At 71.9% G+C, this 11,188-nt stretch carries 13 protein-coding genes and 3 tRNA genes; 6 read left to right on the forward strand and 10 right to left on the reverse strand.

The features are described 5' to 3' along the window. Nucleotides 1–3 precede the first annotated feature (3 nt). Both PHZ_RS08980 and sseA read left to right on the forward strand, forming a co-directional pair. Nucleotides 4–1,005: a cysteine synthase A gene (locus PHZ_RS08980; RefSeq protein WP_012522182.1), complete on the forward strand. Its 1,002-nt coding sequence runs from the start codon at nt 4–6 to the stop codon at nt 1,003–1,005. Between the two features lie 5 nt (nt 1,006–1,010). Continuing rightward, nucleotides 1,011–1,850 (forward strand): 3-mercaptopyruvate sulfurtransferase, encoded by an 840-nt coding sequence (sseA, locus tag PHZ_RS08985; RefSeq protein WP_012522183.1) that lies wholly within the window; start codon nt 1,011–1,013, stop codon nt 1,848–1,850. Here sseA and PHZ_RS08990 read toward each other — a convergent pair. Further along, nucleotides 1,847–2,944, reverse strand: coding sequence for an amino acid ABC transporter substrate-binding protein (locus PHZ_RS08990; protein WP_201765277.1), 1,098 nt, complete (start codon nt 2,942–2,944; stop codon nt 1,847–1,849). The two genes, sseA and PHZ_RS08990, sit on opposite strands and share 4 nt — an antisense overlap. A 97-nt stretch (nt 2,945–3,041) precedes the next feature. Here PHZ_RS08990 and metC point away from each other — a divergent pair, with 97 nt between their 5' ends. The 4 genes from metC (at nt 3,042) to PHZ_RS09010 (ending at nt 7,562) form a co-directional block, all read left to right on the forward strand. Further along, nucleotides 3,042–4,205 carry a cystathionine beta-lyase gene (metC, locus tag PHZ_RS08995; RefSeq protein ID WP_012522185.1) on the forward strand — a complete coding sequence of 388 codons (1,164 nt, stop codon included), beginning with the start codon at nt 3,042–3,044 and terminating at the stop codon, nt 4,203–4,205. A gap of 59 nt (nt 4,206–4,264) precedes the next feature. Continuing rightward, the gene (locus PHZ_RS09000) at nt 4,265–5,263 is read left to right on the forward strand and encodes an SDR family oxidoreductase (RefSeq protein WP_041373383.1); all 999 of its coding nucleotides are present in this window, start codon (nt 4,265–4,267) and stop codon (nt 5,261–5,263) included. A gap of 75 nt (nt 5,264–5,338) precedes the next feature. Continuing rightward, the gene (locus PHZ_RS09005) at nt 5,339–6,139 is read left to right on the forward strand and encodes a kinase (RefSeq protein ID WP_012522187.1); all 801 of its coding nucleotides are present in this window, start codon (nt 5,339–5,341) and stop codon (nt 6,137–6,139) included. A 16-nt stretch (nt 6,140–6,155) separates the two neighbouring features. Then, nucleotides 6,156–7,562 (forward strand): NAD-dependent succinate-semialdehyde dehydrogenase, encoded by a 1,407-nt coding sequence (locus tag PHZ_RS09010; RefSeq protein WP_012522188.1) that lies wholly within the window; start codon nt 6,156–6,158, stop codon nt 7,560–7,562. Here PHZ_RS09010 and PHZ_RS09015 read toward each other — a convergent pair. The 9 genes from PHZ_RS09015 to PHZ_RS09055 form a co-directional block, all read right to left on the reverse strand. Beyond that, on the reverse strand, nt 7,513–8,316 hold the full coding sequence (locus tag PHZ_RS09015; protein ID WP_041373385.1) for a pseudouridine synthase: 804 nt from the start codon (nt 8,314–8,316) through the stop codon (nt 7,513–7,515). The two genes, PHZ_RS09010 and PHZ_RS09015, sit on opposite strands and share 50 nt — an antisense overlap. Before the next feature lie 2 nt (nt 8,317–8,318). Further along, nucleotides 8,319–8,813, reverse strand: coding sequence for an OsmC family protein (locus PHZ_RS09020; protein ID WP_012522190.1), 495 nt, complete (start codon nt 8,811–8,813; stop codon nt 8,319–8,321). Between the two features lie 26 nt (nt 8,814–8,839). Further along, nucleotides 8,840–8,916: transfer RNA gene (locus PHZ_RS09025), tRNA-Arg, on the reverse strand. A gap of 15 nt (nt 8,917–8,931) precedes the next feature. Beyond that, nucleotides 8,932–9,240, reverse strand: a complete 309-nt coding sequence (locus tag PHZ_RS09030; protein WP_012522191.1) for an ETC complex I subunit — start codon at nt 9,238–9,240, stop codon at nt 8,932–8,934. Between the two features lie 36 nt (nt 9,241–9,276). Next, a tRNA-Pro gene (locus tag PHZ_RS09035) sits at nt 9,277–9,353 on the reverse strand. Nucleotides 9,354–9,414: 61 nt separating this feature from the next. Beyond that, nucleotides 9,415–9,840, reverse strand: a complete 426-nt coding sequence (locus PHZ_RS09040) for a PaaI family thioesterase (RefSeq protein WP_041373386.1) — start codon at nt 9,838–9,840, stop codon at nt 9,415–9,417. Continuing rightward, on the reverse strand, nt 9,837–10,352 hold the full coding sequence (locus PHZ_RS09045; RefSeq protein WP_012522192.1) for a DUF192 domain-containing protein: 516 nt from the start codon (nt 10,350–10,352) through the stop codon (nt 9,837–9,839). The genes PHZ_RS09040 and PHZ_RS09045 overlap by 4 nt, the downstream gene beginning before the upstream one ends. A 23-nt stretch (nt 10,353–10,375) precedes the next feature. Beyond that, nucleotides 10,376–10,954, reverse strand: a complete 579-nt coding sequence (locus PHZ_RS09050; RefSeq protein ID WP_041373387.1) for a cold-shock protein — start codon at nt 10,952–10,954, stop codon at nt 10,376–10,378. 142 nt (nt 10,955–11,096) lie between these two features. Beyond that, a tRNA-Glu gene (locus PHZ_RS09055) sits at nt 11,097–11,171 on the reverse strand. Nucleotides 11,172–11,188: the final 17 nt, after the last annotated feature.

Here is an 11,188-nt window from a genome sequence, read left to right on the forward strand (position 1 = left end):
ACCATGCAAGTCGCCCAAAGCGTCCTCGACCTGATCGGGAACACGCCCCTCCTCCGCCTTCGCCGCGCCAGCGAGCTGACCGGCTGCGAAATCCTGGCCAAGGCCGAGTTCATGAACCCCGGCCAGTCCGTGAAGGATCGGGCCGCGCTCCACATCATCCGCGACGCCGAGCGTAAAGGCCTGTTGCGGCCCGGCGGGCGCATCGTGGAGGGCACCGCCGGCAACACCGGCATCGGCCTGGCGATGGTCGGCAAGGCGCTGGGCTACAAGTGCACCATCGTCATCCCGCGCACCCAGAGCCAGGAGAAGAAGGACGCCATCCGGCTCTACGGCGCCGAGCTGGTGGAGGTGGACGCGGTCCCCTACTCCAACGAGAACAACTATGTGAAGTATTCCGGGCGCTTGGCGGCGGAGCTTAACGAGAAGGAGCCCGCCGGCGCGGTCTGGGCCAACCAGTTCGACAACGTCGCGAACCGCGAGGCGCACGTGCATGGCACCGGCCCCGAGATCTGGCGCCAGACCGACGGCAAGGTCGACGGCTTCATCTGCGCCGTGGGATCGGGCGGCACCCTGGCCGGGGTCGCCCAGGCGCTGCGGGAGAAGAAGCCGGACGTGACGATCGGCCTCGCCGATCCCCACGGTGCAGCGCTCTACAAATATTACACGGACGGCGAACTGGCCGCCGAGGGGACCTCGATCAGCGAAGGCATCGGCCAGGGGCGGATCACCGCCAATCTCGAAGGGCTCAAGGTGGACCGCGCCTATCGCATCTCGGACGAGGAGATGCTGCTGGCGATCTACGACCTCATGGAGTTCGAGGGCCTGGTGATGGGCGGCTCGACGGGGATCAACGTGGCGGGCGCGATCCGCCTGGCCAGGGACCTGGGGCCGGGCCACACCGTCGTGACGGTGCTGTGCGACCACGGCCAGCGCTATCAGTCCAAGATCTTCAACCCCGCGTTCCTGCGCGAGAAGGGCCTGCCCTGCCCGCCCTGGATGGAGTAGCCGCCATGGATCCTCTGGTTTCCACCGACTGGCTCGACGAACGCCTGCACGACCCGGCGGTCCAGGTGGCGGACGCGACCTGGTACATGCCCGGCGAGGGCCGAACGGGCCGCCAGTCGTTCGAGGAGGCGCACATCCCGGGCGCCGTCTTCTTCGACATCGACGAGGTGGCGGACAAGGACACCGACCTGCCGCACATGCTTCCGTCGGCCGAGGCGTTCGCTCAGGCGGTCGGGGCGCTGGGCCTGCGGCGGGACGCCGTGGTGGTGGTCTACGACGCCCAGGGCCTGTTCTCGGCCCCGCGCGTGTGGTGGTCGCTGCGGACCATGGGCTTTCCGGACGTGCGGGTCCTGGACGGCGGCCTCAAGAAGTGGCGGGCCGAGGGCCGCGTCGTCACCGACGAGCCGGGCGCGCCGCCGCCGCAGGCGCTCGATGCGGCCTTCCGTCCGGACCTGATCCGCGATCTCGAGGCCGTGCGCGGCCACCTGGCGGCCGGCGATGCGCAGGTGCTGGACGCGCGCGCCGCCGCCCGCTTCCGCGGCGAGGCGCCCGAGCCGCGGCCGGGGCTGCGATCCGGCGCGATGCCGGGCGCCCTGAACCTGCCGTGGCAGGGGCTGGTGAATTCCGACGGCACGCTGAAATCGGCGGCGGAGCTGCGCGAGGCGTTCACGGCGGCCGGCGTGGACCTGGGCCGGCCCGTGGTGACCACCTGCGGCTCGGGCGTCAGCGCCGCCCTCCTGGCCTTCGCGCTCGCCCGGCTGGGCCGCGAGGACGTGGCGGTCTACGACGGCTCGTGGACGGAATGGGGCGGGCGGGCCGACTGCGAGGTCGTCGTCGCCCGCTAGCGGACCGGCGGGGCGTACATCAGCCCCGGCTTCGGGGCGGTCCAGAGGGCGTTGAGGCCCCGCTCCAGCTTCAAGGCCGAGTCGGCGCCAAGGTCGCGGCGGAAGATCTCGTGGTAGGCGCCCACCTGGCGGATCACCTGATAGGCCCAGTCGCGCCGCACGCCGAGGAGCTCGCCGAGGTTTCCTTCCACCCCCAGCAGCCGGCGGGTCTCGGGATCGGTCGCCGTCTCGCGCGCCTGCTCGACTGTGCGCGAGGACAGGCCCAGCTCCTCGGCCAGGACGATCGCGTGCACCGTCCAGGCGACGATGTCGGCCCAGGCGGGGTCGTCCTGGCGCACCACGGGGCCCAGCGGCTCCTTGGAGATCACGTTCGGCAGGATGACGTGGCCGTTCGGGTTGGAGAGCAGCGAGCGCGAGGCCGCCAGGCCCGAGATGTCGGCGCTGAACACGTCGCAGCCGTCGCTCTCGTAGAGGCGCCGGGCGTCCTCCTCGGACTTGGCGAGCACCGGCTGGTAGTCCAGCCCGCGGGCGCGGAAGAAGTCGGCGAGGTTCGTCTCGCTGGCGGTGCCGGCCTGGACGCAGACCCGCGCCCCGCCCAGTTCCTCGGCGCTGGCGACGCCCAGCGCGCGGGCCACCAGGAACCCCTGGCCGTCGTAATAGGTGGTCGCCGGGAAGGTCAGGCCCAGCCCCGCGTCGCGCGACAAGGTCAGCGAGGTGTTGCGCGAGAGGATGTCGATCCGCTCGGCCCTGAGCTCGCGGAAACGGTCCGAGCCGTCGATGGGCACGAAGCGCACGCGCTCGGCGTCGCCGAACACGGCGGCGGCCACGGCCCGGCAGACGTCGACGTCGAAGCCGCGCCAGATCCCGCGCGCGTCGCGCATCGCGAAGCCGGGAAGGCCGGGATGGACGCCGCAGGTCACCCGCCCGCGCCGGCGGACCGCCTCCAGCGTCGGGCTGGGCGTCGCCTCGTAGGCGGCCGTTTGGGCCGGGGTCTTGGGCGGCGGGGCCACGGACGCGGGCGCGGGCGGCGGCTTGGCCTCGCAGGCTGCGAGCAGAAGGCCCATGGCCGCCATCGCCGTGAGGCGTCCGATCATCCCAGCTCCTTGAAACGGAGAAACCCGGAGGTCTAAGTGCGAAGCTCTTAAGTGCGAGGGGCACTTTCGCCAGCGTCGCCCGGAGCCGCAAGCCCGCATGTCCGACGAGACCCGCCTGATCCACGCCGGCGCCCAATCCGGGCCCATCTGCCGAACGGTCGGCCCGCCGATCCAGAAGGGCTCCACGGTGCTGCTGCCCAACGCGGCGGCGCTCTACGACGACGACCATTGCACCACCTACGGCCGCAGCGGCCTGGCGGCCCAGGCGACGCTGCGCGAGGCCCTGGCGGTCATGGAGGGGGCGGTGGGCGTCTCCCTCTACCCCTCGGGCCTGGCGGCCATCTCGGGCGCGCTGCTGGCGGTGCTCAAGGCCGGCGACGAGATCCTGGTGGTCGACAACGTCTACAAGCCGGTCCGGCGGTTCTGCGACCGGGTGCTTGGGGGCTTCGGCGTCGGGGTCAGCTACTTCGACCCGCGCACCGCGCCGGAGGCGCTCGTCGGCGAGGCTTCGGACAAGACGCGGCTGATCCTGCTGGAGAGCCCGGGCTCGCTGACCCTCGAGATGCAGGACGTGCCGGCCATCGCGCGCCTCGCCCGCGAGCGCGGGATCCTGACGGCGATCGACAACACCTGGGGCGCGGGCTTTCTGTTCCGCCCGCTGGAGCACGGGGTCGACCTGTCGCTGCAGGCCCTGACCAAGTACGTCGGCGGCCATTCCGACGTGTTCATGGGCTCGGCGGCCGCGCGCGACCCGGCGCTGGTGCGGGCGCTGAACGACGGCGTCGACGACCTCGGCTGGGCGGTCTCGGGCGAGGACGCCTACCAGGTGCTCCGCGGCGTCCGCACCCTGCCGCTGCGCCTCGCGGCCCAGGGCGAGGCGGGCCTGAGGGTCGCCGAGTGGCTGAAGACCCAGCCGGAGGTGGCCGCCGTCCACCACCCCGCCCTGCCCGGCGATCCGGACCATGCGCTCTGGGCCCGGGACTACCGGGGCGCCTGCGGCCTGTTCACCGTCGCGCTGAAGCCCGCGCCGCGGGCGGCGGTGGACGCCTTCCTCGACGCCCTGCAGGTGTTCGGCCTGGGTTTCTCGTGGGGCGGGTTCGAGAGCCTGGCGATCTGGTGCGACCCGCAGCTGAAGGCCCGCCGGTTCAGGCGCGACTACGCCGGACCCTTGATCCGCCTGCACATCGGCCTGGAGGCCGTGGACGACCTGATCGCCGACCTGCGGCGGGGGTTGGACGCCTACGCGAAAACGGCGGCCTGAGCCGGAACCTCGCGCCCTCCCCGGGATTGCACCGCGCAAGCACCCCGAAGGAGACGGCGATGACCAGCCAGGGACCCGGCGGCGAGTTCCGCCAGGAGGCCGAGCGCACGGCCGAGCACGAACGCGACATCCAGGACCGCATCGAGGCGCAGGAGGAACGCTCGTTTCAGTCCAAGGGCGACGGCGAGGACAGCGCGCCCCAGACAGGCGCCAGGGACTACCCCGTCCCGCCCCTGCCCAAGCAGGCGCTGGAGAAGCCGGGCCTCGAGGCGGACCTCGAACTGAAGCCCATGTGGGACGCCCCCTACTACAAGGGCTCGGGCAAGCTGGAGGGCATGGCGGCCCTGATCACCGGCGCCGACTCCGGGATCGGCCGGGCCGTGGCCGTGCTGTTCGCCCGGGAAGGCGCGGACGTGGCCATCGCCTACCTCGAGGAGGACGAGGACGCGCAGGTGACGAAGGCGGCGGTCGAGAAGGAAGGCCGGCGCGCCATCCTGCTGCCGGGCGACGTGGCCAACCCGGCCTATGCCGACGAGGCGGTGCGCAAGACCATCGAGGCGTTCGGCAAGATCGACATTCTGGTCAACAACGCCGCGTTCCAGGAGCACGCCAAGGACATCACCGACATCGCCTTCGACCACTTCGACCGGACGCTGAAGACCAACCTCTACGGCTATTTCAACATGGCCAAGGCGGCGGCCCCGCACATCAAGGCGGGCGGCTCGATCGTCAACTGCGGCTCGGTCACCGGCCTGCACGGCTCGAAGGAGCTGCTGGACTATTCGATGACCAAGGGCGGCATCCACGCCTTCACCCGCTCGCTGGCCGGCAGCCTGATCAAGCGGGGAATCCGGGTGAACTGCGTCGCGCCTGGCCCCGTGTGGACGCCGCTCAACCCGGCCGACAAGCCCGACAAGATCCCGGAGTTCGGGGCCCAGACCCCCATGGGCCGGCCGGCGCAGCCCGAGGAGCTGGCCCCCGCCTTCGTTTTCCTCGCCTCGCCCCAGACGGCCAGCTACATCACCGGCGAGATCCTGCCGGTCATCGGCGGCTACTGAGGGACGGAAGCGATCGAGGCCTGGCTCGGCGAGTTCCTGGAGGCGGAGCGGCTGCCGCCCGCCTTCGCCGGGACGGTGGAGACCGTCTGCCGGCCGCTCGCCGCGCGGGCCGCGGCCCTGGCGCCGACGCACGGGACGGCGATCGTGGGGCTGTGCGGCGCGCAGGGCTCGGGCAAGTCCACCATCGCGGCGGCCACGGTGCGACTGCTGCAGGACCAGGGCCTTTCGGCGCTTTCCCTCTCGCTGGACGACTTTTACCTCGGCCGCGAGGCGCGAGGCTGGCTGGCCAAGCGGGTCCATCCGCTGCTGGCGGTGCGCGGTCCGCCCGGGACCCACGATGTGGCCCTCGCCTGCGGGGTGCTGGACGCCCTGGCCGAACCCGGCCGCACGCCCCTGCCCGCCTTCGACAAGGCCTCGGACGAGCGCCGCCCGAAGGCCGACTGGCGCGAGGCCGAGGGACCGGTGCAGGCGATGATCTTCGAGGGCTGGTGCGTCGGCGCGCGGGCGCAGCCCGAGGGCGACCTCGCCGCGCCGGTCAACGCGTTGGAGGCCGAGGCGGACCCGGACGGCGCCTGGCGCGGCTTCGTCAACGCCCAGCTTGCAGGTCCCTACCAGGCCCTGTTCGGGCGGCTGCACATGCTGGCCATGCTCCGGGCGCCGGGTTTCGAGGTGGTGCGGGCCTGGCGGACCGAACAGGAGCGCAAGCTGCGCGAGCGCAAGGGGGGCGGCCTGGGGCGCGGCATGTCGGACGACGAGGTCGGCCGCTTCGTCGCCCATTACGAACGCCTGACCCGCTGGATGCTGGCCGAGATGCCGGCGCGGGCCGATATGGTCGTGGACCTGGACGCCGGGCGCCGGCCGCTCGCCGTCCGTTGAGCAGGGAGCCTCCCCGATGAGCGAACGCCCCACCTTCCAGGCCGTGGATCCCGCCACGGACGCGCCCGGCCGCCGATACGAGGGCCACACGGCCGAGGAGGCGCTGGAGATGGCCCGCGCCGCGCGCCGCGCGTTCGAGGACTGGCGCCGGACGTCCTTCGCCGACCGGGCCGGGCTGATGCGCGCCGCCGCCGTCGTCCTGCGCCACCGCCAGGACGAGTTCGCCGAGCTGATGTGCGCCGAGATGGGCAAGCTGCTGGCCGACGGCCGCGCCGAGGTGGAGAAGTGCGCCGTCGGCTGCGAGTTCTACGCCGACCATGCCGAAGCCTTCCTGAAGGACGAGCCGGTCGATTTCGGCGGCCCGAAGGCCAAGGTGGTCTACCGGCCGCTGGGGACCGTCCTGGCCGTCATGCCCTGGAACTTCCCCTTCTGGCAGGTCTTCCGCTTCGCCGCCCCGACCCTGATGGCGGGAAACACCGCGGTCCTGAAGCACGCCAGCAACGTCCCCGGCTGCGCGCTGGCGATCGAGGAGGTGTTCCGCGAGGCCGGTTTCCCGCAGGACGTCTTCCGCACCGCCCTGATCCCCTCGGGGGCCGTGAAGGCCCTCATCGAGGACGACGCCATCGCCGCCGTCAGCCTGACCGGCAGCGTCGAGGCGGGGCGCAAGGTGGCCGCTCAGGCCGGCGCGGTGTTGAAGAAGTGCGTCCTGGAGCTCGGCGGCAGCGACGCCTACCTCGTGCTGGACGACGCCGACATCGAGGTCGCCGCGAAGACGGCCGCGGCGGCGCGGATGGTCAACGCCGGCCAGAGCTGCATCGCCGGCAAGCGGTTCGTGGTGCTGGCGTCGGTGCGCGAGGCGTTCGAGGCGGCGCTGGCGCGCGAGATGGAGGCCTACGCCATGGGCGACCCCCGCGCGGAAGGGACGAAGCTCGGCCCCCTGGTCCGCACCGCCGACCGGGACGGCGTCCACGCTCAGGTCCGCCGCAGCGTCGAGGCCGGCGCGCGCCTGCTGACGGGCGGGCAGATCCCGGACCGGCCGGGCGCCTGGTATCCGCCCACGGTGCTGGCCGGCGTGAGGCCCGGCATGGCCGCCTATGACGAGGAGGTCTTCGGTCCGGTGGCGGCGGTGATCGAGGCGGCGGACGAGGCCGAGGCAGTCCGGATCGCCAACGACAGCGCCTTCGGCCTGGGCTCGGGCGTGCTGACCGGGGACCTGGCCCGCGGCGAGCGTCTGGCGACCGATGCCCTGGAGGCGGGCATGAGCTTCGTGAACCAGAACGTCCGCTCCGACCCCCGCCTGCCCTTCGGCGGGGTGAAGCATTCCGGCTTCGGGCGCGAGCTCGCGGCGTTCGGCCTCCGCGAGTTCGTCAACATCAAGAGCGTGGTCGTGGCGGCCGAGCCGGGGGCGTCACGGACGGAGTAGAGGCGCGGATCATCGCCTCGCGCTCCTGTGGCGTGAGAACTCGCCAGCGCCCCTCGGGCAGGTCTCCCAGCTTCAGGGGGCCGATGCGTACGCGCAGCAGGTCGACGACGCGCAGGCCCACGAGGTCGCACATGCGGCGGATCTGGCGCTTGCGGCCCTCCTTCAGCACGAAGCGCAGGGTGTTTCCCTGGATCACCGACACCGTCGCCGGCTTCAGCTTGCGGCCGTCCAGTTCGAGGCCGTGGCGCAGGCGGGCCAGCTTGCGCTCGTCGACCTGGCCCGCGACGCGGACGACGTACTCCTTGTCGAGGTCGGACTGCGGCCCGATCACCGCCTTGGCCAGCACCCCGTCGTCCGAGAGGATCAGCAGGCCCCGGCTGTCCTCGTCCAGGCGGCCGAGGGGCGGCAGGCTGGCCCTGGCGTCGGGCGCCGCCCCCTCCCCCGAGAGATTGGCCGCGGTCAGCAGCCGCACGGCCGGGACGTGCCCCGGCTCGGGCTGGCCCGAGACGTAGCCCACCGGCTTGTTGAGCACCGCCGTGAAGCCGCCCAGGCTGGCGGCCGCGCGGTCGGCCAGGGTCAGCGTCTGGCCCGGCAGGATCTTGCGGCCGGCGTCGGCGATCGTCTCGCCGTCGATGCTGACGAGGCCGTCGGCGATCAGCGCCTCGGCCTCGCGGCGCGAGCAGACCCCGCTCTGCGCCAGCCATTTGTTGACGCGCTGCGGCTCGGCCTCGTCGTAGCGGCGGGTCCAGGCCACCGTCAGTCCGCGCAGGCTTCGAGCATGGCGTGCATGTGGCCCTCGCCCGAGCGCTCGCGGGCCGCCAGGTCTGGCGGCGCGGTCAGGACGGTGATGATCTCGGACCGGCCCTCCAGCGTGCGGTGGACCGGGCACTTCTCGGCGATCTCGACGAGCCGGCGGCGCTGGTCGTCGTCGAGCGGGCCCTCGACGGTCAGCTCGCGGGCGAAGCGGTCGCGGCCCTTGGGCGTGCGGGTGTGCAGCACCCGGACGGTGGCGCGCGTCAGGGGCCAGCCCTTGCGTTCGGCGTAGAGGCGCAGCGTCATGGCCGTGCAGGCGCCCAGCGCCGAGGCCAGCAGGTCGTAGGGCGTGGGCCCTGAACCCAGGCCGCCGGCCTCCACGGGCTCGTCCGCCAGGAAGGCGGAGCCCGCCGCCAGCACCTCCACCTGGAACCGGCCGACCCCCGTCTCGGCGACCGTGACGCTGTCGGTGTCCGGGGCGATGGCTGGGCGCGTCATGGCGGCGTCCTCTCAGGCGTAGGAGGTGGCGCGCCCGGCAGGATTCGAACCTGCGACCACATGCTTAGAAGGCACGTGCTCTATCCAGCTGAGCTACGGGCGCCCGGGGCGGAACCCCCTAGTGGGTCCAGGGGATTCTGCGCCCGAAGGCGAAATTGTCGGCGTAGGCCTTGATGATCCGCTTGGCGGGCTTGGGGTCCACCAGCTGGAAGGCGATGCCGTGCTGCTCGGCGTAGCGCACGGCGTCCTCCTTCGTCTCGAAGTGCAGCCGGACCTGGCTCGACTCGGTGTCCGTGGTCTGGGTCCAGCCCATCAGCGGATCGGGGCGGCGCGCGGCCTTCGGCTCGAATTCGAGCACCCATTCGTTGGTCTTGGCGCGCCCGGACTGCATGGCGGTCTTGGACGGGCGGAAGATGCGCGCGAGCATGCTCTCTAAAAACCCTTCATCGTTCGGCCCCAACGCTGGTCGGGGCGGCAGGATTTGAACCTGCGACCCTCTGCTCCCAAAGCAGATGCGCTACCAGGCTGCGCTACGCCCCGGATGCGTCGGAGGCCCTGCAATATGGGCGTTTCGGGATTTCCGCAAACCTGAACGCGCGGTTCAGCCGTGGCGGGACATCAGCTTGAAGATGCCCGAGGCGCGGACCACGTCCACCCCGCGCGAGCGGGCGACCCCCTCGGCGAACGCCACGTCCTTGGCCGCCCGGGTCATCCTGGCCTCGCCGACCACCCACTCGCCCTGCCGGGCCATGTGCAGGAAGTCGATCGACAGGTGGATGGTGACGCCCACCGCCTTGGTCTTGCGGCCCACGGCCTGGGCCAGCAGGCCGTCCATGAAGGCCGAGAGCATCCCCCCGTGGACCAGGCCGATGCCGTTCGCGTGCCGCGGCAGGGCGTAGAACGCCTGGCCGACGGTCTCGGGATCGCCGCCCACGCGGTGGAAGTACGGGCCGTTGTGGGTCGAGAACGGGCCGCGGAGCTCGGAGCGGACGAAGCCCTCGGGCGGGGCCGGGATCTCCTCGCTCACTTGAAGGCCCGGTGCACGACCTTGTCGCCGGGCAGCAGGCCCAGCTGCGCCGCGCGGCCTCCGGCCAGCTCCAGGACGGCGATCGCCGGCCCGCCCGAAGGCAGCGGCGTCTCGTCCAGCGGCCGGGCGTTGCGGGCGATGGAGACCACCTTCCCGTCGGTCCCGATGTAGATGATGTCGAGCGGGATCAGGGTGTTGCGCATCCAGAAGGCCTGGGGCGCCGACTTCGGGAAGATGAAGAGCATGCCGCGGTCGGCCGCCAGGCTCTTGCGGCACATCAGGCCGTACTCGCGCTCGATGACGCTGTCGGCGATCTCGACCCGGAAGCTGTGGGTCCCGCGCTGGGTGACCAGCTTGAGCGGCTCCAGCGGCGTCAGCTCGGGCTGTCCCTGGCAGGCGGCCGGGTCCATCCGCGGGATCGCGGCCGCCGGGCCCGCGAGGACGAGGCCAGCAAGGAGTGGGACGGCCCCCAGCGCGACGAGGCCGCGTCGGCCGATGGATGCGAAACTCACAGACAGGCTCCGAAGCGTGGCGTTCAGGCCAGACTAGACGCTTCGATCTCGGCCACAACAAGCCCCTTGGGCCCCTCGGCGAACCGCACCATCACGTTCTCGCCCGGCTGGAGGTCCTCCATGCCCGAGCGGCGCAGCGTCTCGATGTGGACGAAGATGTCGCCCGGCTGGCTGTCGCGGATGACGAAGCCGTAGCCTTTGGCGCGGTTGAACCACTTCACCTTGGCCTGCTCCAGCGGCCCCGTGGCCTCCAGCGGGCGCCGGGGCGGCCGGATCGCCGACAGCCCCAGGCCTTCGCGACGGGCGCCGAGCGCGCGTTCGGGCGGCGCGGCGGTGCTCTCGTCCAGATCCACCACCTCGGCCACCTGCCAGCCCTTGGGCCGGCGGACGACGTCGCAGGTGATGAGCGAGCCCTCCAGGCAATGTTCGCGGCCGGAGCTCCTGAGGCTGGTGACGTGCAGCAGCACGTCCTTCAGATCCGTCTGAGCCGGATCGTCGGGCACGATGAAGCCATAGCCCTTGCCCGCGTCGAACCACTTCACGCGGCCGGTGATGCGCACCGGCGCCGGCGCATCCACCTGCTCGAATTCGAAACCAGCCATCCGCCCCTCGGCCCCTAACCCCCGAAACATTCGGCTTGGGCCAACTATAACACTGTTCTCGTAACGGCGATGGCGTCAATGGAGAATCGCCGCGTCACGCGGGGCGCGCGGGATGGATCGAGGGATTCCGGAAGAGGTCGCGTGGCAGGCCCTAGGGGAATCGAACCCCTCTTTTCAGGTTGAAAACCTGACGTCCTAACCGATAGACGAAGGGCCCGCGGGACGCGAGGCGGG

Origin of the sequence: Phenylobacterium zucineum HLK1 (assembly GCF_000017265.1) — a bacterium.
In the GTDB taxonomy this organism is placed as follows: domain Bacteria; phylum Pseudomonadota; class Alphaproteobacteria; order Caulobacterales; family Caulobacteraceae; genus Phenylobacterium; species Phenylobacterium zucineum.